At 70.6% G+C, this 22,455-nt stretch carries 25 protein-coding genes and 1 tRNA gene; 15 read left to right on the top strand and 11 right to left on the bottom strand.

Going from position 1 to position 22,455, the window contains the following annotated elements:
- Positions 1-53 precede the first annotated feature (53 nt).
- The 3 genes from IE239_RS01490 to clpS all read right to left on the bottom strand — a co-directional run bounded on the left by IE239_RS01490 (position 54) and on the right by clpS (position 2,745).
- Complete coding sequence (locus IE239_RS01490; RefSeq protein WP_190147342.1) at positions 54-1,487, bottom strand: amino acid permease; 1,434 nt, start codon at positions 1,485-1,487, stop codon at positions 54-56.
- Between the two features lie 320 nt (positions 1,488-1,807).
- The gene (locus IE239_RS01485; RefSeq protein ID WP_190147341.1) at positions 1,808-2,416 is read right to left on the bottom strand and encodes a DUF2017 domain-containing protein; all 609 of its coding nucleotides are present in this window, start codon (positions 2,414-2,416) and stop codon (positions 1,808-1,810) included.
- A gap of 11 nt (positions 2,417-2,427) precedes the next feature.
- Positions 2,428-2,745 carry an ATP-dependent Clp protease adapter ClpS gene (gene clpS / locus IE239_RS01480; RefSeq protein ID WP_190147340.1) on the bottom strand — a complete coding sequence of 106 codons (318 nt, stop codon included), beginning with the start codon at positions 2,743-2,745 and terminating at the stop codon, positions 2,428-2,430.
- Positions 2,746-2,879: 134 nt separating this feature from the next.
- On the opposite strand from clpS, the gene IE239_RS01475 reads away from it, so the two are divergent.
- The 5 genes from IE239_RS01475 to IE239_RS01460 all read left to right on the top strand — a co-directional run bounded on the left by IE239_RS01475 (position 2,880) and on the right by IE239_RS01460 (position 6,758).
- The gene (locus tag IE239_RS01475) at positions 2,880-4,226 is read left to right on the top strand and encodes a nicotinate phosphoribosyltransferase (RefSeq protein WP_190147339.1); all 1,347 of its coding nucleotides are present in this window, start codon (positions 2,880-2,882) and stop codon (positions 4,224-4,226) included.
- Between the two features lie 126 nt (positions 4,227-4,352).
- Positions 4,353-4,937, top strand: coding sequence for an isochorismatase family protein (locus tag IE239_RS01470; RefSeq protein ID WP_190147338.1), 585 nt, complete (start codon positions 4,353-4,355; stop codon positions 4,935-4,937).
- Positions 4,938-5,326: 389 nt separating this feature from the next.
- Positions 5,327-5,422, top strand: coding sequence for a putative leader peptide (locus IE239_RS43220; RefSeq protein WP_319301368.1), 96 nt, complete (start codon positions 5,327-5,329; stop codon positions 5,420-5,422).
- 90 nt (positions 5,423-5,512) lie between these two features.
- Complete coding sequence (locus tag IE239_RS01465; RefSeq protein WP_190147337.1) at positions 5,513-5,791, top strand: MoaD/ThiS family protein; 279 nt, start codon at positions 5,513-5,515, stop codon at positions 5,789-5,791.
- Positions 5,792-5,807: 16 nt separating this feature from the next.
- Positions 5,808-6,758: a PLP-dependent cysteine synthase family protein gene (locus tag IE239_RS01460; RefSeq protein WP_190147336.1), complete on the top strand. Its 951-nt coding sequence runs from the start codon at positions 5,808-5,810 to the stop codon at positions 6,756-6,758.
- 189 nt (positions 6,759-6,947) lie between these two features.
- On the opposite strand, the gene IE239_RS01455 is transcribed toward IE239_RS01460, so the two are convergent.
- Entirely contained in the window at positions 6,948-7,466 is a 519-nt protein-coding gene (locus IE239_RS01455) for a type II toxin-antitoxin system PemK/MazF family toxin (protein WP_190147335.1), read from the bottom strand.
- A gap of 260 nt (positions 7,467-7,726) precedes the next feature.
- On the opposite strand from IE239_RS01455, the gene IE239_RS01450 reads away from it, so the two are divergent.
- Positions 7,727-8,479, top strand: coding sequence for an MBL fold metallo-hydrolase (locus tag IE239_RS01450; RefSeq protein WP_190147334.1), 753 nt, complete (start codon positions 7,727-7,729; stop codon positions 8,477-8,479).
- Between the two features lie 75 nt (positions 8,480-8,554).
- Here IE239_RS01450 and IE239_RS01445 read toward each other — a convergent pair whose 3' ends face one another.
- Both IE239_RS01445 and IE239_RS01440 read right to left on the bottom strand, forming a co-directional pair.
- Positions 8,555-9,805, bottom strand: a complete 1,251-nt coding sequence (locus tag IE239_RS01445; protein WP_190147333.1) for a PTS transporter subunit EIIC — start codon at positions 9,803-9,805, stop codon at positions 8,555-8,557.
- A 113-nt stretch (positions 9,806-9,918) separates the two neighbouring features.
- Positions 9,919-10,080, bottom strand: a complete 162-nt coding sequence (locus IE239_RS01440) for a hypothetical protein (protein ID WP_190147332.1) — start codon at positions 10,078-10,080, stop codon at positions 9,919-9,921.
- 214 nt (positions 10,081-10,294) lie between these two features.
- On the opposite strand from IE239_RS01440, the gene IE239_RS01435 reads away from it, so the two are divergent.
- The 4 genes from IE239_RS01435 to rdgB all read left to right on the top strand — a co-directional run bounded on the left by IE239_RS01435 (position 10,295) and on the right by rdgB (position 12,609).
- On the top strand, positions 10,295-10,528 hold the full coding sequence (locus tag IE239_RS01435; RefSeq protein WP_190147331.1) for a PTS sugar transporter subunit IIB: 234 nt from the start codon (positions 10,295-10,297) through the stop codon (positions 10,526-10,528).
- 114 nt (positions 10,529-10,642) lie between these two features.
- Positions 10,643-11,380, top strand: a complete 738-nt coding sequence (gene rph / locus IE239_RS01430; RefSeq protein WP_190147330.1) for a ribonuclease PH — start codon at positions 10,643-10,645, stop codon at positions 11,378-11,380.
- 109 nt (positions 11,381-11,489) lie between these two features.
- A complete protein-coding gene (locus IE239_RS01425; protein ID WP_190147329.1) occupies positions 11,490-11,903 on the top strand; it encodes a hypothetical protein in 414 nt (137 codons plus the stop codon).
- 103 nt (positions 11,904-12,006) lie between these two features.
- On the top strand, positions 12,007-12,609 hold the full coding sequence (gene rdgB / locus IE239_RS01420) for an RdgB/HAM1 family non-canonical purine NTP pyrophosphatase (protein ID WP_190147328.1): 603 nt from the start codon (positions 12,007-12,009) through the stop codon (positions 12,607-12,609).
- Between the two features lie 43 nt (positions 12,610-12,652).
- Here the strand turns inward: rdgB and IE239_RS01415 are convergent.
- From IE239_RS01415 to bcp, 3 genes are all read right to left on the bottom strand, one after another.
- Positions 12,653-12,738 (bottom strand) — tRNA-Leu (locus IE239_RS01415).
- A gap of 54 nt (positions 12,739-12,792) precedes the next feature.
- Positions 12,793-13,812: an HNH endonuclease gene (locus tag IE239_RS41700; protein ID WP_229877665.1), complete on the bottom strand. Its 1,020-nt coding sequence runs from the start codon at positions 13,810-13,812 to the stop codon at positions 12,793-12,795.
- A gap of 141 nt (positions 13,813-13,953) precedes the next feature.
- On the bottom strand, positions 13,954-14,421 hold the full coding sequence (gene bcp / locus IE239_RS01405) for a thioredoxin-dependent thiol peroxidase (RefSeq protein WP_069769601.1): 468 nt from the start codon (positions 14,419-14,421) through the stop codon (positions 13,954-13,956).
- Positions 14,422-14,514: 93 nt separating this feature from the next.
- Between bcp and IE239_RS01400 the strand changes: the two genes are divergently transcribed.
- Positions 14,515-14,844: a DUF3618 domain-containing protein gene (locus IE239_RS01400; protein WP_190147327.1), complete on the top strand. Its 330-nt coding sequence runs from the start codon at positions 14,515-14,517 to the stop codon at positions 14,842-14,844.
- Between the two features lie 123 nt (positions 14,845-14,967).
- Positions 14,968-15,270, top strand: a complete 303-nt coding sequence (locus IE239_RS01395) for a GroES family chaperonin (protein ID WP_373308038.1) — start codon at positions 14,968-14,970, stop codon at positions 15,268-15,270.
- Positions 15,271-15,466: 196 nt separating this feature from the next.
- Here IE239_RS01395 and IE239_RS01390 read toward each other — a convergent pair whose 3' ends face one another.
- Positions 15,467-17,896, bottom strand: a complete 2,430-nt coding sequence (locus IE239_RS01390; RefSeq protein ID WP_190147325.1) for a transglycosylase domain-containing protein — start codon at positions 17,894-17,896, stop codon at positions 15,467-15,469.
- A 233-nt stretch (positions 17,897-18,129) separates the two neighbouring features.
- Here IE239_RS01390 and IE239_RS01385 point away from each other — a divergent pair, with 233 nt between their 5' ends.
- The 3 genes from IE239_RS01385 to IE239_RS01375 are packed head-to-tail and all read left to right on the top strand — an operon-like array spanning position 18,130 to position 20,790.
- Positions 18,130-18,930: an ABC transporter permease gene (locus IE239_RS01385; RefSeq protein ID WP_190147324.1), complete on the top strand. Its 801-nt coding sequence runs from the start codon at positions 18,130-18,132 to the stop codon at positions 18,928-18,930.
- Positions 18,923-19,753: an ABC transporter permease gene (locus IE239_RS01380; RefSeq protein ID WP_229877663.1), complete on the top strand. Its 831-nt coding sequence runs from the start codon at positions 18,923-18,925 to the stop codon at positions 19,751-19,753. The genes IE239_RS01385 and IE239_RS01380 overlap by 8 nt, the downstream gene beginning before the upstream one ends.
- A 14-nt stretch (positions 19,754-19,767) precedes the next feature.
- On the top strand, positions 19,768-20,790 hold the full coding sequence (locus tag IE239_RS01375) for an ABC transporter ATP-binding protein (RefSeq protein WP_229877692.1): 1,023 nt from the start codon (positions 19,768-19,770) through the stop codon (positions 20,788-20,790).
- Between the two features lie 205 nt (positions 20,791-20,995).
- Here the strand turns inward: IE239_RS01375 and IE239_RS01370 are convergent, their stop codons facing one another.
- Entirely contained in the window at positions 20,996-22,327 is a 1,332-nt protein-coding gene (locus IE239_RS01370; protein ID WP_190147322.1) for an SGNH/GDSL hydrolase family protein, read from the bottom strand.
- Between the last annotated feature and the right edge of the window lie 128 nt (positions 22,328-22,455).

Raw genomic sequence — 22,455 nt, 5'->3', positions numbered from 1 at the left:
GGAGGGGGCGCCACGAGAGCTCCCTGCGGCCGGAAGTCCCGGGGGGCGGCCTGTCAGCCGACCTTCTCGAACTCCGGCTCGCGCCGTGCGGCGATCTGCGGGTCGCGGTTCTTCAGGACCGCCCAGCCGACGCCGAGAGCAGCGGCCCAGCCCGCCATCACGTACAGACACACGCGCGAGTCGGCGTCGTAGGCGATCAGGCCGGTGACGAAGAGCAGGAACACGATGGCCACCCAGCTGAACGCGGAGCCGCCCGGGGCCGGGAAGCTGGACGCGGGCAGCCGGCCCGCGACGACCGCGCGGCGGTACAGCACGTGGCTGATCAGGATCATCAGCCAGGTCCAGATGCCGGCCGCGGTGGCGACCGACGTGACGTAGCCGAAGGCCTTCTCCGGGACGATGTAGTTCAGGACCACGCCGATGCCCATGAACAGCACCGACACCGTGATGCCGAGGGCCGGCGTCTTCGTCGACGACAGCTTCCGGAAGGCCGCGGGGGCCTCGCCGCTCTCGGCCAGGTTGCGCAGCATGCGGCCGGTGGAGTACATGCCCGAGTTGCAGGACGACAGGGCCGCCGTGAGCACGACGAAGTTGACGATGCCGGCGCCCGCCGGGATGCCGATCTTCGCGAACGCCTCGACGAACGGCGAGACGCCCGGTGCGAACTCGGTCCACTTCACCACGCACAGGATGACCGTGAGCGCGCCGACGTAGAACAGCGCGATGCGCCAGGGCAGCGTGTTGATCGCCTTGGGCAGGGTCTTCTCGGGGTTCTCGGACTCGCCCGCCGTGACACCGACCAGCTCGACCGCGAGGTACGCGAACATGACGCCCTGGAGGGTCATCAGGGACGAGCCGACGCCCTTGGGGAAGAACCCGTCGAAGGCCCACAGGTTGGAGACCGCGGCCGTGTCGCCGGCGCTGCTGAAGCCGAAGGTGAGGACGCCGAGGCCGATCACGATCATGCCGATCAGCGCGGTGACCTTCACCATCGAGAACCAGAACTCCAGCTCGCCGAAGAGCTTCACGGAGATCAGGTTGACCCCGAAGAGAACCACCAGGAAGACCAGGGCGGTGACCCAGCGCGGGACGGCCGGGAACCAGTAGTTGACGTAGATCGCGGCGGCCGTCAGTTCGGCCATGCCGGTGACGACCCACATCAGCCAGTAGGTCCAGCCGGTGAAGTAACCGAAGAACGGGCCGAGGAACTCCCGCGAGTACTCCGCGAAGGAGCCCGAGACCGGGCGGTAGAGCAGCAGCTCGCCCAGCGCCCGCATGATGAAGAAGATGATCCCGCCCGCGAGGGCGTACATCAGGATGAGACTGGGACCGGCCTTGGCGATGTTCGCCCCGGCGCCCAGGAAGAGCCCGACGCCGATGGCGCCGCCGATCGCGATCATCTGGACCTGGCGGCTGCCGAGCCCGCGTTCGTACCCCTCTTCGGGAGTGTCGGTGACAGCGGTGTCAGTGACCTTCTCAGAGGCCATGTGTGGTGCGCCTTCCTCCATGCCGAACCGGGCCTCTGGTCGGCCTCGGGTCGGGTTTCGATCCCCCCGGACTGATGGAGCGATGCCTGGCCGGCGATCAACCGGCTCGGTGGCGCACCCGGCCGAACATACGGGTGGTGTTCGCCGGGCGGTCGTGAAGATCTATCACGCCCGCCATCCTGATCAGCGGGCGGACGTGTGGCGCACGACACAAGGAGAAGGGGATGAACGACGCACAAAGAGGACACTCCCGGCCGTCGCGGTAATGCGATCGTTATCCGGATTTGAGCGTCCTCTGAGCGAGTGAAAAGGCGGACGGACTATGTCATAAGGGTCGCCACGAGGGTCTCCTGGAGCCCGCCCAGCCACAGGTACGCCATCACCATCGGCTTGCGCGGGTCGTCGTCCGGCAGCCGGTAGAGAAGGTCGGTGTCGTCCTCGTCGGTGATCTCCAGCCGGGAGCCGATCGCGAGCCGCAGATCGTTCAGCGCGCGCAGCCAGGCCTGCGACTCCTGCGGCGACAGCTTCAGCACCGCCCCGCCCTCGTCGGCCGCCTCCGAGGCCAGCGCGTCCAGCGAGCGCACCACCGCGAGGGCGTTGTCGCGCTTGCCGGCCCGCAGGTCGTTCTCGGTGTAGCGGCGGAACTCGGCGGAGTGCGCCTTCTGCTCGTCCGCGCCCCGGGCGCCCGGGGCGCCCTCCGGGTCGGTGTAGGCGTCCGGGAAGAGCCGTCTGAGCACCGGGTCGGCCGGCGGCTCGCTCGGCCCCTCGGCGAAGAGCTCGGCGAGCGGATCGCCGGAGGCGTCCTCGGCGGGGCCGGGGCCGATCAGCTCCAGCAGCTGCACCGCCAGCGACCGGATGATGGAGATCTCGACGTCGTCGAGCGCGACGGCCGCGCCGCCGCCGGGAAGCGGTTCGAAGTGTCCAGGCATAGGAGGGCAGGCTACTTCCGGTCCTGCTGGAGGGTGGCCCACAGGCCGTAGCCGTGCATGGCCTGCACGTCGCGTTCCATCTCCTCGCGGGATCCGCTGGAGACGACCGCCCGGCCCTTGTGGTGGACGTCCATCATGAGCTTGGTGGCCTTGTCCTTGGAGTACCCGAAGTACGTCTGGAAGACGTACGTCACGTAGCTCATGAGGTTGACCGGATCGTTGTGCACGATCGTGACCCAGGGGACGTCCGGCTCGGGGACGGCGAAGACCTCCTCCGCCGGCTCGGTGCGTTCGGTCTCAAGGGGAGCGGGTGACGTCACACCGTCCATGCTGCCACGGGGCACGGAAATCGTCACACCGACGAAAAGGGGGTAGCATCTGTCGTCATGCTGCATACGCCGGGGGCCGACCCCCGGCCCCCGGCCGACGCCGGGACCCGGAGTGTCACGACAGGAGAGCTTTGGTGGACGTAGCGGACCTTGGGCTGCCGGTGGAAGTTCCGTCGACGGCGCTCTTCACGGACCAGTACGAGCTGACGATGCTGCAGGCCGCGCTGAAGGCGGGCACCGCCGAACGGCGCAGCGTGTTCGAGGTCTTCACCCGGCGGCTCCCGGACGGCCGGCGCTACGGCGTCGTCGCGGGCACCGGGCGGGTCCTGGACGCCGTCGAGAACTTCCGCTTCGACGCCGACGTCCTGCGCTTCCTGCGCGAGCGCGGCGTCGTCGACGACGAGACCCTGGACTGGCTCGCCCGGTACCGCTTCTCGGGTGACGTCTGGGGCTACCCCGAGGGCGAGGTCTACTTCCCGGGCTCGCCGATCATGCGCGTCGAGGGCTCCTTCGCCGAGTGCGTCCTGCTGGAGACCGTGATCCTCTCCATCCTCAACCACGACTCCGCCATCGCCGCCGCCGCCTCCCGCATGTCCTCCGCCGCGGGCGAGCGGCCCCTGATCGAGATGGGCGCCCGCCGCACCCACGAACTCGCCGCGGTCGCCGCCGCCCGCGCCGCCTACGTGGGAGGCTTCACCACCACCTCCGACCTGGCCGCCGGCTTCCGCTACGGCATCCCCACCGTGGGCACCAGCGCCCACGCCTTCACCCTCCTGCACGACCACGAGCGCGACGCCTTCCGCGCCCAGGTCGACTCCCTCGGCCGGGGCACCACCCTCCTCGTGGACACCTACGACGTCACCGAGGCCGTCCGGCTCGCCGTGGAGGTGGCCGGCCCCGAGCTCGGCGCCGTCCGCATCGACTCCGGCGACCTCCTCCTCGTCGCCCACCGGGTCCGCCGCCAGCTCGACGAGCTCGGCGCGACCGGCACCCGCATCATCGTCACCTCCGACCTCGACGAGTACGCCATCGCCTCTCTGGCCGCCGCCCCGGTGGACGCCTACGGCGTCGGCACCCAGCTGGTCACCGGCTCCGGACACCCGACGGCCTCCATGGTCTACAAACTGGTCGCCCGCGCCGAGTCCGACGAGCCCGAGGCGCCGCTCGTGCCGGTGGCGAAGAAGTCCTCCGGCGGCAAGACCTCCGTCGGCGGCCGCAAGTGGGCGGCCCGCCGGCCGGACGCCCACGGCGTCGCGGAGGCCGAGGTCGTCGGCACCGGGGCCGTGCCCGCCGAGCTGGCCGACCGCCTCCTGCTCGTCGAGCTCGTCAAGGGCGGAGCCGTCGTCACCCGCGAGCCCCTCGACGTCGCCCGCGACCGGCACGTCGCCGCCCGCGCCGGCCTGCCCCTGTCCGCGACCCAGCTCTCGCGCGGCGAACCCGTCATTCCCACGGAGTATGTCCACGACCGGTCGGGTAACTAGGGCGTGTGCCCGGCGACCGCCGGGCGCCGCCCCCTCCCGTACGACCGGCAAAGTCTCTAGGCTCGAATACTTCACCCTCCCCCGCGATCGACAGAGCCGGGGGACCGCCATCGAAGGACACCGCCCATGCGCCGCGCCTTGATCGTCGTAGACGTGCAGAACGACTTCTGCGAGGGGGGCAGCCTCGCGGTGGCCGGCGGGGCCGACGTGGCCGCCGCGATCACCGAGCTGATCGGACAGGCCCCCGCCGGATACCGGCACGTCGTGGCCACCCGCGACCACCACATCGCGCCCGGCGGCCACTTCGCCGACAACCCCGACTACGTCCACTCCTGGCCCGCGCACTGCGTCGCCGGCACGGAGGGCGTCGGCTTCCACCCCAACTTCGCCCCGGCCGTCGCCTCCGGCGCCGTCGACGCCGTCTTCAGCAAGGGCGACTACGCGGCCGCCTACAGCGGCTTCGAGGGCGCGGACGAGAACGGGGTGGGCCTCGGCGACTGGCTGCGGGACCACCGGATCGACGAGGTGGACATCGTCGGCATCGCCACCGACCACTGCGTACGCGCCACCGCCCTGGACGCGGCACGCGAGGGCTTCCGCACCCAGGTTCTGCTGGACCTGACCGCGGGCGTGGCCGCGGGAACCACCGGCAAGGCCCTGGAGGAGATGCGCGCGGCGGGCGTCGAGCTGACCGGGAAACCCGTCGTCTGACCCACCTGCCCCCGGCGGCCGGTGGCCGTTTCGCAGACGCGCGCACGACCCGCCCCCGCACAGACGGTTCCGTCGCCGTCGCCGGGCCGGCCGACCCGCCCTGACCGCCGTCCGCCAGGACGGACCCGGTACGGGACGACCGACGGCGTGCCCGCTCCCCGGGGAAGGGGCCGCGCGGCCGCCCCACGGCGATCGACCCGCCTGGTCCGACCGGCCTGGTCCGGCCCGTCTGATCAGACCCGCCCGGTCCGGCCCGCCCGGTCGCCGAGCCCCGGTCCGTCGGCCCCGGTCCCGGGCCGGGCCTGGGGCGTCTCACTCCCCGGCCGCAATACGTCCATCATGTGGGATCACACTCCGGAAGGCGGATCGGGAATCGATACGATGAGCCCATGGTTCTGAACGACGTGAGCACGAAGACGCCGGGCGCACTGCTCGTGGCGCGGCTGCACGTCGACCTGTGCAGGCTCGCCAGCGCCATCTGTTGACGCAGGCCCTGCCGCCGCACGGCCGTGAGCCGCGGCGCCTCACACGCACGTATCCGCGCTGCCCACACCATCCGACAGGAGCCCACAGCCATGGCCATCGAGGTCCGCATCCCGACCATCCTCCGCCAGTACACCGACGGTCAGAAGGCGGTGGAGGGCAGTGGTGACACCCTCGCCGACCTGTTCACCGACCTCGAGACCCGGCATGCGGGCATCCACGCCCGCATCGTGGACGACGGCAAGCTGCGCCGCTTCGTGAACGTGTACCTCAACGACGAGGACGTCCGCTTCGTCGACGGCATCGACACCAAGCTGGCCGACGGCGACACGGTGACGATCCTGCCGGCCGTCGCCGGCGGCATGGCCTGATCGGCCGCCCGCCCCGATGCGCTACGACTCCCCGCTGGCCGCGGTCGGCAACACCCCGCTGGTGTGCCTGCCGCGGCTCTCGCCGTCCTCCGACGTCCGCATCTGGGCGAAGCTGGAGGACCGCAACCCCACCGGCTCGATCAAGGACCGGCCCGCCCTGCACATGGTCGAGCAGGCGGAGAAGGACGGCCGGCTCACCCCCGGCTGCACCATCCTGGAACCGACGAGCGGCAACACCGGCATCTCCCTCGCCATGGCGGCCAAGCTCAAGGGCTACCGCATCGTCTGCGTGATGCCGGAGAACACGTCCCAGGAACGCCGGGACCTGCTCGCCATGTGGGGCGCCGAGATCATCCCCTCCCCGGCCGCGGGCGGCTCCAACACCGCCGTGCGCGTCGCCAAGGAACTCGCCGCCGAGCACCCCGACTGGGTGATGCTCTACCAGTACGGCAACGCCGACAACGCCGGAGCCCACTACGCCGGCACCGGCCCGGAGATCCTCGCCGACCTGCCGTCGATCACCCACTTCGTCGCCGGCCTCGGCACCACCGGCACGCTGATGGGCGTCGGCCGCTACCTGCGCGAGCACAAGCCCGACGTGAAGATCGTCGCCGCCGAGCCGCGCTACGACGACCTGGTCTACGGCCTGCGCAACCTCGACGAGGGCTTCGTACCCGAGCTGTACGACGCCTCCGTCCTCACCACCCGCTTCTCGGTCGGCTCGGCGGACGCCGTCACCCGCACCCGCGAACTCCTCCAGCAGGAGGGCATCTTCGCGGGCGTCTCCACGGGCGCGGCCCTGCACGCCGCGATCGGCGTCGGCAACAAGGCCGTCAAGGCGGGAGAGAGCGCCGACATCGTCTTCGTCGTGGCGGACGGCGGCTGGAAGTACCTGTCGACGGGCGTCTACACGGCGGCCACGACCGAGGAGGCCATCGAGACCCTGCAGGGCCAGCTCTGGGCGTAGGCGCGCAGGGAGCCGACCGCAGGACAACCGACCGCAGGAGAACCGACCGCAGGGGAACCGGCCGCACGGGAGCCGGGCCGCCGGGGCACTCGGCCCCCGCGGCCCGGTCCCCCGGCCAGGCGGCCCGCACGCTCCGCCGGGCGGGACCGCTCCGGGCAGGACCCGCCGGGCGGGACGCTCCGGCGGTCCTCAGGTGGCCAGGTGGCGGACCTGGTCCCACAGGGCTCGGTCCACCGCGCCCACCCGGCGCCGGAAGTCGCCCAGCCGCACCTGGCGCAGCTCGTCCGTCTCCAGATAGCTCTGCCGCCCCCGCGGGTCGCCGACGGCGCCCGGCGGGAGCGGGATCACCCCGGGCCGCCCGTCGTGGTACTTGCTGGTGATCTTCGCGACGGTCACCCGGTCACCGCGCACCACCAGCACCAGACACGGCCGGTCCTTCGCGCCGGGCCCGTCCTCGAACGGCACGTCCGCCCACCAGATCTCCGCGGGCCGGGGCCGCCCCGACGCGTCACGCCCACGAGCCGGCCGACCCGGCGGGCGACCTTTCGGGCGATCTTTCGAACGACCCGTAGAGCGGTCCGGTCGCCGGCCCGCCGGCCGGGTCCCCGGGCGCCGCGGTCGCCGCCCCCGGCCCCAGCCGTCCACGAGCGTCGCGACCAGCGCGAGCAATACCACGGCCGCGAGCGCGAGCCACCAGGACGTGTGCATACGACGACGTTACCGGCGCGCGCCTGCCACCGTGCGCCCTCCACACACCTCTCACGACCCGGGTCCAGCCGAACCGGTGACACCACAGGTGAGTTCGCCCACAACAGCCCCTGGTGGAGGAGCGACCCGAGGTTTCGCGCCTTACGCTCGACGGACCGCACGCCCCCTGTCGCCCCACTTGACGATCATTCGTTCCACGGTCCGCCTTACGGATCCCTTCCGGTACATCTCGGTCACCCGCCAGCGGAGGATTCTGCTTTATGAAGCTCACCGTCGTCGGCTGCTCGGGCTCGTTTCCGTCCGCGGAATCAGCCTGCTCGAGCTACCTCGTCGAGGCCGACGGCTTCCGGCTGCTTCTCGACATGGGCAACGGCGCCCTGGGCGAGCTGCAGCGCCACTGCGGTCTCTACGACCTCGACGCGATCTTCCTGAGTCATCTGCACGCCGACCACTGCATCGACATGTGCGCGTACTTCGTCGCACGCTACTACCGGCACGACGGCGGGCGCTGCGCCCCGATCCCGGTCTACGGTCCCGAAGGCACCGAGCACCGCCTCACCACGGCCTACGCCGACACGCCCTCCGCCTCCTCGATGAGCGAGGTCTTCGACTTCCACACGGTCAAGCCGTCCACCTTCGACATCGGCCCCTTCACCGTGCACACCGAACGCGTGGCGCACCCGGTGGAGGCCTACGGCATCCGCGTCGAGCACGGCGGCCGGTCGCTGACCTACTCCGGCGACACCGGCGTCAGCCCCGCCCTGGAGGAACTCGCCCGCGACACCGACCTGTTCCTGTGCGAGGCGGCGTTCACCCACGGCAAGGAGAACATCCCCGACCTGCACCTCAACGGCCGCGAGGCCGGCGAGGCGGCGACCCGGGCGGGCGCGCGCAAGCTCGTGCTGACCCACATCCCCCCGTGGACGGACCCGGAGATCAACCTCGCCGACGCCCGCACGACCTTCGCCGGCCCGGTGGAACTGGCCCGGCCCAGAGTCACGTACGAGATCTAGCCGGTCCCAGGCGGACGAAAGCCCCCGGAGCGGTTCAGGGCTCCGGGGGCTCTGTGCGAGTGCGCCGGCCGACGCCTACGCCTTGGTGAGGTCCTCGACCTCCTCCTCGGGCTCACGACCCGGAGTGGGGAGGTCCCACCTGGTGATCGCGAAGCGGAAGACGAAGTAGTAGACGGCGCCGAAGACCAGGCCGATCGGGATGATCAGCCAGGGCTTGGTCGCCAGGTTCCAGTTCAGCGCGTAGTCGATGAAGCCCGCGGAGAAGGTGAAGCCCGCGTGTACGCCGAGCGCCCAGGTGATCGCCATGGACAGGGCGGTGAGAACCGCGTGGATCACGTAGAGGAGCGGGGCGATGAACATGAACGAGAACTCGATCGGCTCGGTCACACCGGTCACGAAGGACGTCAGCGCGAGCGAGATCATCATGCCGAGGACGGCCTTGCGGCGCTCGGGACGGGCCGTGTGGGCCATGGCGAGCGCGGCGGCCGGGAGACCGAACATCATGATCGGGAAGAAGCCCGACATGAACTGTCCGGCGGTCGCGTCACCGGCGAAGAAGCGGGTCAGGTCGCCGTGCACGACGGCGCCCGCGGAGTCCTTGAAGTCGCCGATCTGGAACCACGCCACCGAGTTGACGAACTGGTGCATGCCGACGGGGATCAGCGCGCGGTTGATCAACCCGAACAGACCGGCGCCGAAGGCGCCGAGACCGGTGATCCACTCGCCGAAGTTCGAGATGCCCTCACCGATCGGCTCCCAGACCAGGCCGAAGAGGACGCCCATCGCCGTGCCGACGAAGGCCATGATGATCGGCACCAGACGGCGGCCGTTGAAGAAGCCGAGCCAGTCCACCAGCCGCTTGCGGTGGTACCGCTGCCAGACCACCGCACTCAGCAGACCCATCAGAATGCCGCCGAGGACGCCGGGGTTGTTGTACGTCGCGGCTATGTCGGCACCCGCCTGGACCTTGGCCTCGGTGACCGGGAACGCCTTCAGGACGTTGCTGTAGATCAGGAAGCCCACCAGCGCCGCGAGTGCGGTGGAGCCGTCGGCCTTCTTGGCGAAGCCGATCGCGACGCCTATGCAGAAGAGCATCGGCAGGTTGTCGAAAATGGCGCCACCGGCTGTGGCGAACACCGCCGTCACCTTGTCGGGCAGGTGGAGCTTGTCGTGCACGTCCTGCTGGCCGAAGCGCAGCAGGAGGCCCGCCGCCGGCAGCACGGCGATCGGGAGCTGAAGGCTTCGGCCGACCTTCTGCAGGCCCTGCAACAGGCCCGAGCCCCACTTCTTCGAGGGGGCCGCCGTGGGCGCGGTGGCGGTGCTCATAGACTTCCTCCATCGGTGATGGTCTACACCACTCAGTGGTGTAGACCATGTTGTAGCACGATGAAGGTGGCGTCAGGAACCCGCGATCCCCGTGTTCCTGGAACTACGCTGGGCTACGCCCCGTCGGCGCCCTCCCGCCCCTCCTCCCCCTCCTGTACAGGCTCCCGCTCGGGCTCCTCCTCCCACTCCTGCTCCCGCTCCTCCTCCCGCTCCTGCTCCGGCTCGCGGTCCGGCGCCTTCGGACCGGACCGCGCGACCGCGAAACGGAAGATCACGCGCCGCACGAGCGCGAAGCCGAGACCGCACCCACCGTTTGGCGACCGCCCGTCAGGTGGTGTAGACCAGCAACGAACGATTGGGCCACCGTGACCCCGTCCTCGGACACACACCGCCCAATCGCTCGCGAAGCAGGACCGACTGTGGGCTACCGCGCCGAAGCGACTCACCGGAGAACCGCGGCGCGCACCAGGGAATTCAGGGAGACCGAACATGGGCACCAAGGCTGAGAAGATCGTCGCCGGACTCGGCGGCCTCGACAACATCGAAGAGATCGAAGGCTGCATCACCCGCCTGCGCACCGAGGTCAACGACCCCTCGCTGGTCGACGAAGCCGCCCTGAAAGCCGCCGGAGCCCACGGCGTCGTCAAGATGGGCACCGCCATCCAGGTCGTCATCGGCACCGACGCCGACCCCATCGCCGCGGAGATCGAAGACATGATGTGAGTGAGCCCCGCGCTCACCCCTCAGGGGCTCCTCCCCCTCGCGGACGCCGTCGGTCACCCACGGCCTCCCAACGCGGGAGGAGCCCCTTCCGCATGTGCGGCTAGGCTCAGCGCCATGTCTCGAATCGACGGCCGCACCCCCCTACAGCTCCGCCCCGTCACCATCGAACGCGGCTGGAGCAAGCACGCCGAGGGCTCCGTCCTCGTCTCCTTCGGCGACACGAAGGTCTTCTGCACCGCCTCCGTCACCGAAGGCGTCCCGCGCTGGCGCAAAGGCAGCGGCGAAGGCTGGGTCACCGCGGAGTACTCCATGCTCCCCCGCGCCACCAACACCCGCGGCGACCGCGAGTCCGTCCGCGGCAAGATCGGCGGCCGCACCCACGAGATCTCCCGCCTCATCGGCCGCTCCCTGCGCGCCGTCATCGACTACAAGGCGCTCGGCGAGAACACCATCGTCCTCGACTGCGACGTCCTCCAGGCCGACGGCGGCACCCGCACCGCGGCCATCACCGGCGCGTACGTCGCACTGGCGGACGCCGTCTCCTGGGCCCAGGGCCGCAAACTCGTCAAGGCCGGCCGCCGGCCCCTCACCGGCACCGTCAGCGCCGTCTCCGTCGGCATCGTCGACGGCACTCCCCTCCTGGACCTCTGCTACGAGGAGGACGTCCGCGCCGAGACCGACATGAACGTCGTCTGCACCGGCGACGGCCGCTTCGTCGAGGTCCAAGGCACCGCCGAGGCCCAGCCGTTCGCCCGCGACGAACTCAACTCCCTCCTGGACCTGGCCGTTTCCGGATGCGCCGAACTCACCGCTGTGCAGCACAAGGCACTTGACGCGGTGCTGGAAAAGTAAAGGGGACACCAAGAAGAAGGCGGGCCCGGGCAACCGGCCCGCCTTCCGACGCGTCTTGGCCAGTGCACCGACGGGGGCCTCCTGGGCCTGACAAGCGGAGGAACCACTGATGTCCACGGCCGTGAACCGACGCCCGCACCGGCGTCGCAGCACCATCGTCGCCGCCACCGCGGCCGCCGCCCTCACCCTGCTCCTGACGGCGACCGGCTGCGACGCGGTCGGCAAGGCCCTGGACTGCGTCCAGACCGCCGACTCCATCGCCGACAGCGTCACCGACCTCCAGCAGGCCGTGCGGAACGCCGCGAACGACCCGACACAGACCCAGGAATCGCTGACCTCCATCGAGAACGACCTCGACAAGATCGGCGACAAGTCCGACAACGCCGACGTCAACAAGGCCGTCGACGACCTCCGGGCAGCCGTGACCAACGTCCGCACGGCCGTCAAGAACGGCGATCAGACGCCCGACCTCAGCCCGGTCACCGACGCGGCGGGCGAGCTCACGAAGGTCTGCACGCCGTAGCGACGGGCCAGGGACGACAGAGAACAAGGGACGCCGGGAACAGGGGACGGCGGAACCGGGGACGACCGAACCGGTGACGGCGGCACTGGGGATACTGGGGCGCATGACCCGCCTGATCCTCGCCACCCGCAACGCCGGAAAGATCACCGAACTCAGGTCGATCCTCGCCGACGCAGGCCTGCCCCACGACCTCGTCGGCGCGGACGCCTACCCCGACATCCCCGACGTCAAGGAAACCGGCGTCACCTTCGCCGAGAACGCCCTGCTCAAGGCCCGCACCCTGGCCCAGGCCACCGGCCTCCCGGCGGTCGCCGACGACTCCGGCCTCTGCGTGGACGTGCTGAACGGCGCCCCCGGCATCTTCTCGGCCCGCTGGTCCGGCCGCCACGGCGACGACCGGGCCAACCTGGACCTGCTCCTCGCACAGCTCTCCGACATCGCGGACGAACACCGGGCCGCCCACTTCGCCTGCGCGGCGGCCCTCGCCCTCCCGGACGGCACCGAGCGCGTGGTCGAGGGCCGGTTGCCCGGCGTCCTGCGCCACGCCCCCGCAGGCACGAACGGCTTCGGCTACGACCCGATCCTCCAGCCGGACGGCGAGACCCGGACCTGCGCGGAACTGACGGCAGTGGAGAAGAACGCGATCAGCCACCGAGGCAAGGCGTTCCGGGCGCTGGTACCGGCGATACGGGAAATGCTGGGCTGAGCGAACACGAGAGGGGCCGCCCGAACGGACGGCCCCTCATCGGTGCGGCCGGTGGGACTCGAACCCACACGGGTGTTAACCCACTGGGACCTAAACCCAGCATGTCTGACCAAATTCCATCACGGCCGCTCAAAGACGGTCATCATGCTCGACCAGAGGGCATCAGTGTACGGGCCTCCAGGGTCACCCGGCGAGTGGCCCTACGTTCTTGCGGCGGCACCACGTGGCGGTCAGCGCATGGCAATTGGGGCACAAATAGCGCAGGTTCGCTGCACGATTGTCCCGCCAGTCGCCATTGGCGTGGTCGATCTGCAAGGTGATCGAGCGACCCCGCCACTCTCCGGGATTGCCGCACTCGGCACATGCGTACGGAACCCCGATCTCCTTCAGGGCCCGGTGCAGTCGGTTCCTGTTCGTCCGGCCGGCTTGTTCCGGCAGGACGACCAGCACCCGATGCGCGGTCGGCGGAGGGGCGGGACGCTCGGGCCGCCCCCAGGATCGGCGCTTGAAGTGACTGGTGTCGAGATCGAGGCGTGTGACGGCGCGCCGCACGCGCCGGTGGTTGGTGTCGTTGATTTCCATGCTGAGCCCACGCATCACATCGGCGTAGCTGGTGGCGGTGGGCACGATTCTTCGCAACTCGTCCTCGGGAATCGACGTCCGGCGATACGTGAAGTGGCCGACGTCGATGCGGTGGGCCGCCAGCATGCGATTCAGCGTCGCCCGGGATCGGCTGTCATCGGGCACGCCGAGTGCTCGTGCCACGCCACGCACACTCGTGGTGACGACGGCGGCTGCCCGGAGTTCCTCCGTGGTGAAGGGCAGGTCTACCTCGGGGCGATCGATGCCGGGGAAATGGCTGACGTCGATGTCGGCCGCATGGATTCGGCGTCGGATATGGGAGAGCGTTCCCGTGGCCGGGGTGGCGCCCAGCTTCAGGGCGACCTCCCGCAGGGAGGACGACGAGGCGGCGGCTTCCGCGATAGCGGCGTCAGGGTATTTGCGCCACGGGCTGCGCTTGGCGAAGTGGCTCGTGTCGAGGCCGTGACGGGTGACATGTTTCTGCAACACCCGCCGTCGGCCGCCACTGGGCTCGAGGCCGAGCCGTCGCATCAGGTCGGCCCAGCTGCGCGCTTCGGCCACCTCCCGCGTGAGCCTTTCTTTGCTGTACGCGTCCCCTTGGCCGGTTGCGCTCGCGCCCACTTTGAACCCCCTCCGTCTCCGACCGTGTGTTCGTGGTCTCGTACGAAGTAACGAACCGCTTATCGGACGGTTACGCCCGAAAAGGGGAAAGCGGCCCTGGTCGGGTGCCCGACGGGGGCCGCTGGGCGGGAGGGGGCTGCTTCAGATGCCCAGGTCCTTGATGATCTTGGCGACGTGGCCCGTGGCGCGGACGTTGTACAGGGCTCGTTCGACCTTGCCCTCCTCGTCCACCACGATCGTGGAGCGGATGACGCCCATGTACGTCTTGCCGTAGTTCTTCTTCTCGCCGAACGCGCCGTACGCGTCGAGCGCGGTCTTGTCCGGGTCGGCCAGGAGGGTGACCTTCAGGGACTCCTTGTCGCGGAACTTCCCCAGCTTCTCGGGGCTGTCCGGGGAGATGCCGAGGACGTCGTAGCCGGCGCCCGTCAGGAGGTCGAGGTTGTCGGTGAAGTCGCAGGCCTGCTTCGTGCAGCCGGGGGTCAGCGCGGCCGGGTAGAAGTAGACGATGACCTTGCGGCCCTTGTGGTCCGACAGGGAGACCTGGTTGCCGTCGGCGTCGGAGAGGGTGAAGTCGGGGGCCACGTCCCCGGGCTGGAGTCGCTCGCTCATCGGTCCAGCCTAACCGGGGGTCCTGACCGTGCGGCGGCGGACGGAGCTGACAGACTGTCCAGAACAAGAATCGCTGACTTCGGAGGCCTTACCGTGGCGGAGACGTCGGACACCAGAACCCCGGCGCAGATCGAGGCGGACATCAGGGCCCGCCGCGAGGTGCTGGCGGAGACGCTGGACGAGATCGGGGTGCGGGTGCACCCGAAGACCATCGTCGGGGACGCCAGGGCCAAGGTCGTCGCCAACGTCGATCACACCTTGGGAAGGGCCTATGTGCAGGTCAACCGGGTGGTGAGCGAGGTGCGGGCGCAGTTCGTGGACGAGGACGGCGCGCCCCGGCTGGAGCGGGTGGTGCCGGTGGCGTTCGTCGTCGTCGGGGTCGTGGGGCTGCTGGCCCTGGGCGCCCGTCGTCGCCGGGGATGATCCGGCCGGGGTCGCCCGCCCCGGACCCGGCCACTCACGGATCGGCTCCGGGCAGGTAGGTTCAGTGGTGTGAGCGCCAAGAGAGACGACCTCGATCCCCGGCACGACAAGCTGCCCATCCGGATGCTGCACGACCGTGTGCTCGTGCGGCAGGAGACCGGCGAGGGCGAGCGGCGTTCCGGTGGAGGCATCCTGATCCCCGCCACCGCGGCCGTCGGTCGTCGGCTGGCGTGGGCGTCGGTCGTCGCGGTGGGGCAGAACGTGCGGACCGTGGAGCCGGGTGACCGTGTGCTGTACGACCCGGAGGACCGGGCGGAGGTCGAGGTGCGGGGCGTGGCGTATGTGCTGATGCGGGAGCGCGATCTGCACGCTGTGGCCGCGGACCGGTTCGAGGGGTCGGAGGACTCGACGGGTCTGTACCTCTGAGGACCTGTGTGGTCCTCCGAGGGTGGGTCCTGCGAGGGCCGGTCCTGCGAGGGCGGGGCCGCTGAGCGCCTCGGGAGATCTCCGAGACGGACGGCAAGAAGGGCTGGTGACCGTGGTCACCAGCCCTTCTTGCGATCGGCCGTCTTCGAAGAGGCCCGGCGGGGGCCCGCCCCGCCGGGTTCCTTCGTCCGGGGGGTCAGTCGCGGCGGACGGCTGCGAGCTGGGGGCCGACGGTGGTGCCCGTCGAGTTGCCGGGGTCGCCGGTGGTGCCTCCGTCGGTGGTGCCGGTCGAGGTGCCGCCCGTGGTTCCGGAGGTGCCGCCCGAGGTGGTGCCGCCGGTCGTCGTGCCGCCGGAGGTCGTTCCGGTCGAGGCGCCGCCGGTGGTCGTGCCGCCGCCGGTGGTGGCGCCGGAGGTGGTGCCGGTGGAGGCGCCGCCGGTGGTGTTGCCGCCGCCCGTCTGGCCCTGGGTCTGGCCTTGGGTCTGTCCCTGGCTCTGGCCCTGCGTTCCGCCCTTGGTGCCGTCGCCGGACGGGGTGCTGCCGGCGGACGCGGTGGCGTCGGGCTTCTCCGTGGAGGGCGGGGCGGAGGCGTCGCCGCCCTCCTGGACCTCGAGGTTGAACTCGGAGACCGGGGTGCCCTTGAGGGCGTTCCTGGTGAACTGGGCCCAGATCTGGGTGGGCGCGCCGCCGCCGTTGATGCGGGCGAGGCCCATGGCGCCCCTGAGGGACTTGTGGTGGGCGGTCTCGGGGTCCTGGCCCATGACGGCGACGACGGTGGCGAGGTCGGGGGTGTAGCCGGCGAACCAGGCGGCCTGGTCCTCCTCCGCGGTGCCGGTCTTGCCGGCGGCGGGGCGGCCGGCGGCGAGGGCTTCGGTGGCGGTGCCGTTCTCGACGACGCTGCGCAGGACGGAGGTCGTGGTGTCGGCGGCTTCGCGGCTGACGGCCCGGGAGGCCTTGAACGGGGGGAACTCCATCACGTCGGAGCCGTTCTTGGTGACCTTGCTGATGAGGCTGTAGGCGCCGTGCTTGCCGTGGTTGGCGAGGGTGGCGTAGGCCTCGGCCATGTTCAGGACGCTCGCGTTGGCGGTGCCCAGGGCGATGGACGGGTAGGGCTGCAGGTCGGGGGTCGAGGTGGGCAGGCCGAGGTCGATCGCGGTCTGCTTGACCTTGGCGGGTCCGACGTCGACGGCCATCTGCGCGTACACCGAGTTGACGGACTTGTCGGTGGCGGTGCGCACGTTGATGTTGCCGTAGTTGACGTAGTCCTCGTTCTCGGGGGCGTAGGAGGGGCCGGACCAGCCCTGGACGGGGCGCTTGTTCGTGCCGTCGTAGACGGTGTTCGGGCCGATCAGGCGGCCGTCCTGGGTGGTGGAGTCGTTCTGGACGGCGGAGGTGAAGACGAAGGGCTTGAAGGTGGAGCCGACCTGGAAGTCCTGGCGGGTGGCGTTGTTGGTGTACTGCTTGACGTAGTCGACGCCGCCGTACATGGCGACGATCCTGCCGGTCTTGGGCTCGACGGCGGCGCCGCCCGCGCGGACGTAGGAGTCGACCTTGCGCTTCTTCGGGTCGAGCTTGGACATGAGCTTGTCGTTGACGGCGTCGACGAAGGCCTTCTGCTTGTTCTTGTCGAGGGTGGTGGTGATGCGGTAGCCGCCGCCCTCCAGCTCGTCCGAGGTGACGATCTTGTTGTTCTTCAGGTAGTCCTTGATCGCGTTGACGAGGTAGCCGCGCTGTCCGGACATGCCGTTGTCGGCGCCGGAGGTCTCCTTGGGTGTGGGGAACTTCATGCCGCTGCGTGCGGTCTGGCTGAGCCAGCCCTTGGTGACCATGCCGTCGAGGACGTAGTTCCAACGGGCCTGGGCGGCGCCCTTGTTCTCCGGGTGGGCGACGACGTCGTACTCGCTGGGCGCGTTGACCAGTGCGGCGAGGTAGGCGCCCTGGGCGGGGGTGAGGCGGGCGGCGTCGATGCCGTAGTAGGCCTTGGCGGCGGCCTGCATGCCGTAGGCGTTGCGGCCGAAGTAGCTGGTGTTGAGGTAGCCCTCGAGGATGGCGTCCTTGGACTTCTCGCGGTCCAGCTTGATCGAGATGAAGAACTCCTTGAACTTGCGCGTGGCGGTCTGCACCTGCGCGAGGTAGTAGTTCTTCACGTACTGCTGGGTGATGGTGGAGCCGGACTGTTTGCCCTTGCCGGTGGCGGTGTTCCAGCCGGCCCGGAGCATCGCCTTGGGGTCGATGGCGGACTCGGTGTAGAAGTCGCGGTCCTCGGCGGCCAGGACGGCGTGCTGGGCGTCCTTGGAGATCTGGGCGAGGCCGACGTTCTCGCGGTTGACGGTGCCGTCGCGGGCGATCTCGGTGCCGTCGGCGTAGAGGTAGACGTTGGACTGCTTCGTGGCGAGGGCGTTGGCCGGCGGGATCTCGACCATCGAGTAGCCGAGGAAGAAGAGGCCGACGACGAGCAGGACGCCGAGGATGAACGTCCCCAGCACCATCCGCCAGGTGGGCAGGAGGCGGCGCCATCCGGTGCGCTTGGGTCGCTTCGCTTTCGTCTCGCTTCCCCCGTCACCCGCCTCGGGCTTTCCTGGTGCCGAGCCTTCGGTCGGCTGCTGCGGCTGCGGATCGTCACTCATGTGCTGCAGGACTCCTGATGTCGCGTGGGTACGTTCCCGTACGCCTCGTAAGCCTCGTACGCCTTCTGTGCCCCTGTGTTGAAGACTCTCGCACCAAGCGTTCCGTTCCCGACAATCGGCGCGTGTTGTGCCGGAAATCGCGTGGCGCGCGACGGCACGGGCGCACTAGGCTCCTGCGCTTCGGTGTCGACGGGGGCACCAGGGGTGACTCGTGGGCGGGGAGGAGGGTTGCCTTGGGATCGGCGCGGTTGTACGCGGCCGTCGCGGTGGGGAGTTTCCGACGGTACGCGACCTACCGGGTGGCCACGGCCGCGGGGGTGTTCACCAACACGGTTTTCGGCCTGATCCTGGTCTATACATATCTGGCGTTGTGGGACGAACGACCGCATCTGGGCGGTTACGACCAGTCGCAGGCGGTGACCTATGTGTGGTTGGGGCAGGCGCTGTTCGCGACGCTGGCGATCCAGGGCGGCGGTTTCGAGACGGATCTGATCGAGCGGGTCCGCACGGGGGACGTGGCCGTGGATCTGTACCGGCCGGCCGATCTCCAGGCGTGGTGGCTGGCGGTGGACGTGGGGCGGGCGGTGTTCCAGTTGGCGGGGCGCGGGGTGATCCCGTTCGTCTTCGGGGCGTTGTTCTTCCCGACGGCGTTGCCGCGCGATCCGGCCCTCTGGTCGGCGTTCCTGGTCGCGGTCGCGCTGGCGATGGTGGTGAGTTACGGGATCCGGTTCCTGGTGGCGTTGAGCGGGTTCTGGCTGCTGGACGGGACGGGTGCGTTGCAGGCGCTGATGGTGACGGGGATGTTCTGTTCCGGGATGGCGTTGCCGTTGAACGCGTTTCCGCAGCCGTTGGGGGACATCGTGGCGGCGTTGCCGTGGGCGGCGTTGCTGCAGATGCCGGCGGACGTGCTGATGGGCGTGGTCGATCCGTGGTCGGCGTTCGCGTTCCAGGCGGCGTGGGCGGTGGTGCTGCTGGCGGTGGGGCGGCTGGTGCAGCGGGCGGCGACGCGGCGGGTGGTGGTGCAGGGTGGCTGAGGGGGGCCGGGCGGCGGGACTGGCGCAGGGGTTGCGGGCGTATCGGCTGGTCGCGGGGATGTGGATCCGCTCGACGCTCGCCTATCGGGTGTCGTTCCTGATGACGGCGCTGGGCAGTCTGCTGGTGACGGGCCTGGATTTTGTCGCGATCTTGCTGATGTACTCGCAGGTCGACGCGCTGGGCGGTTATTCGTTGCCGGAGATCGCGTTTCTGTACGGGCTGTCGGCGATGTCGTTCGGGTTCGCGGATCTGGCGATCGGTTCGGCGGGCCGGCTGGGCACGCGGGTGCGGGACGGGACGCTGGACACGCTGCTGGTGCGGCCGGCGCCGGTGCTGGCCCAGGTCGCCGCGGACCGGTTCGCGTTGCGCCGGGTGAGCCGGATCGTGCAGGCGACGGTGGTGTTCGGGTACGCGCTGGCGGCGACGGACGTGGTGTGGTCGCCGCAGAAGGTGTTGCTGGTGCCGGTGATGCTGGTGAGCGGCGCGGTGATCTTCGCGTCGCTGTTCGTGGCGGGCGCGGCGTTCCAGTTCGTCGCGCAGGACGCGGCGGAGGTGCAGTCGGCGTTCACGTACGGCGGTCAGACGTTGTTGCAGTATCCGCCGACGGTGTTCGGCACGGAGCTGGTGCGGGGGGTGACGTTCGTGTTCCCGCTGGCGTTCGTCAACTGGGTTCCGGCGTCGTATGTGCTGGGCCGGCCGTATCCGCTGGGGCTGCCGCAGTGGGCGGCGTTCGCGCCGCCGCTGGTGGCGTCGGTGTGCTGTGCGGCGGCGGGGCTGGCGTGGCGGGTCGGACTGAGGTCGTACCGGAGTACGGGGAGTTGAGTGCGGACGTGACGGTGTCGGAGAGTGCGTTCATCGAGGTGGACCGGGTGGAGAAGGTCTTCGACGTGCGTCGCAGGACCGGTTTCCTGAAGCGGGAGCTGCGGCGGGTGCGGGCGGTGGACGCGATCTCCTTCCGGGTGGCGCGCGGTGAGATGGTCGGCTACATCGGTCCGAACGGGGCCGGGAAGTCGACGACGATCAAGATGCTGACGGGGATCCTGACGCCGAGCGGGGGCCGGTTGCGGGTCGCCGGGATCGATCCGTCGCGCGAGCGGACGCGGCTGGCGCATCGGATAGGGGTGGTGTTCGGGCAGCGTACGACGCTGTGGTGGGACCTTCCGCTGATCGACTCCTACCGGCTGATGCACCGCATGTACCGGATCCCGGACGGGCGTTACCGGGAGAACCTCGACCGGCTGGTCGAACTGCTGGATCTGGCGGCGCTGTTGGAGGTTCCGGTGCGGCAGTTGTCGCTCGGGCAGCGGATGCGGGGCGACATCGCGGCGGCGTTGCTGCACGATCCGGAGGTGCTGTATCTGGACGAGCCGACGATCGGCCTGGACGTGGTCTCCAAGGCGCGGGTGCGGGAGTTCCTGCGGGAGCTGAACGCCGAGCGTGGCACGACGGTGCTGCTCACCACGCACGATCTCCAGGACATCGAGCAGTTGTGTTCGCGGGTGATGGTCATCGACCACGGCCGTCTGGTGTACGACGGGGCGTTGTCCGGGCTGCACGAGGCGGGTGAGAGCGAGCGGACGCTGGTGGTGGACCTGGAGCGGGAGCTGCCGCCGATCGAGGCGGGGGAGGCGGCGCGGGTGGTGAGGGTGGAGGGCCCGCGTCAGTGGCTGGCGTTCCCGGCGTCGGCGTCCGCGGCTCCGCTGGTGGCGCACATCGCGGCGCGGTACCCGCTGCTGGACCTGTCGGTGCGGGAGCCGGACATCGAGGCGGTGATCGCGAAGATGCTGTACGCGCCGGGGAGTTCGGGCGAAGGGTCGCCGGAGCGGCGGGCCGTGGTGCCGGGGGCCGGAGGCTCGTAGGCCCCCGGAGGAGGGAGCGCGGCGGGACGGCGGGGGCCGTCGGGTGCCGCGGGCCGTCGGGATCCGCGCGATGACGTCTGAAGGCCCGATGACGTCTGAAGGCCCGACGAGGTCTGAAGGCCCGACGAGGTCTGACAGTCCGGCGCGCCGGGGGCCGGGCCGCCGGTGCGCCCGTGGGCCCACCGGCGCGGGGGGCGAGGGGCTGCTACAGCCGGGCGGGCGCGGAACCGGAGAGTTTCTCCAGGTCGAGGGTCCGCGCCATCCGGCGGTAGCCGCGGTCGCTGGGGTGCAGATGGTCGCCGGAGTCGTACTCCGGGCGCAGGCCGCGCGGGTCGTACGGGTCGCGCAGCGCCTTGTCGAAGTCGACGACCTCGTCGAACAGGCCGCCCGTGCGGATGGCCCGGTTGACCTGCTGCCGTACGTCCTCGCGCGCGGCGTTGTAGCCGCGGTGGCCGCGGAACGGTGTGAGGGTGGCGCCGACGGCTCTGACGCCGTGCGCGTGGGCGCGGTCGACGAGGGTGCGCAGGCCCGCCACGATCGCCTGCGGGTCGGCGAGCGTCCGGTTGCGCAGGATGTCGTTGATGCCGAGGTCGATGACGACGGCCTTCACGCGGGGGCGGCCGAGGACGTCGCGTGCGAAGCGGTGCAGGCCCGAGGCGCCGTGCCGGGGATCGTCGGCGAGGAGCCGGTTGCCGCTGATGCCGGCGTTGACGACGGCGTAGCGGGGTGCGCCGTCGGCGGCGAGAGCGGCCCGCAGCCGGTCGGCGAGGGCGTCGGGCCAGCGGCGGTTGGCGCCGGACGTGGAGGTGACGCCGTCGGTGAGGGAGTCGCCGAACGCGACGACGGTGCCGTCGGCCTCGTCGCCGAGCACGTCCAGTGCGGTCAGGTAGCGCCAGTAGGGGGTGGTCCCGGTGAACGCGGCGCCGCTGGTGTCCTCGGTGGACTCGCCCTCGGCGACGTAGCTGGTCTGCCGGGCGCGCGGGTGGTAGGTGACGGGCCCTGCGGAGGTGGGGGAGTGGACGCTGACCAGGATGTCCGCGTCGTGCGGGACGTCGACGGCGACGGGGTCGCTGACCGCCTGCCCGCCGGCCGGGACGACGACGGCGGCGGCGCCCCCGAAGCCGAGACGGCGCAGGGTGCCGGGGGCGGCGGCCGGGCTGTCGTCGTGGGCGGCGACGGCGAGCGTGGCGTGGGTGACGGTGAGGGGGCGGTCGCCGTAGAGGTTGGACAGGGTGACGCGGGCGGCGCTCCCGCCGACGCCGGTGTGCACGACGTTGCGGACCGTGCGGCCCGCCATGCCGTCGGCCGCGGTGCCCGGTTCCGCGCCGGCCGGGGCCGCCGCCCAGGCGCCCACCCAGACGCCGGTGGACACGGGCGCGGCGTGGTGCGGGCCGGGGCCCGCGACGACGGCGTCCCCCGCGTGGCGGTGACCGCGGCCGTGCCCGGCGGCGGCCGAGACGTAGATCGCGGTCGACAGCACCACGACGAGGGCGACGATCGCAGACAGGAGGGCATAACCCTGACGCCTGGCGGTCATGCGGGTGTGTGTCCCCTCGTGCGCGGGGGAGCCAGGGGCTCCGAGCCGGTGCGGGAGTTCACCCTTGACCTCCCCGCCCTGACAGACGACGGGAACTCTCGTTCCGTTCCAGGAGTCGGTCAGGAAGG

Source organism: Streptomyces humidus, assembly GCF_014649655.1.
Taxonomy (GTDB): Bacteria; Actinomycetota; Actinomycetes; order Streptomycetales; family Streptomycetaceae; genus Streptomyces; species Streptomyces humidus.
This window is presented reverse-complemented; position numbering and strand designations above follow the sequence as displayed.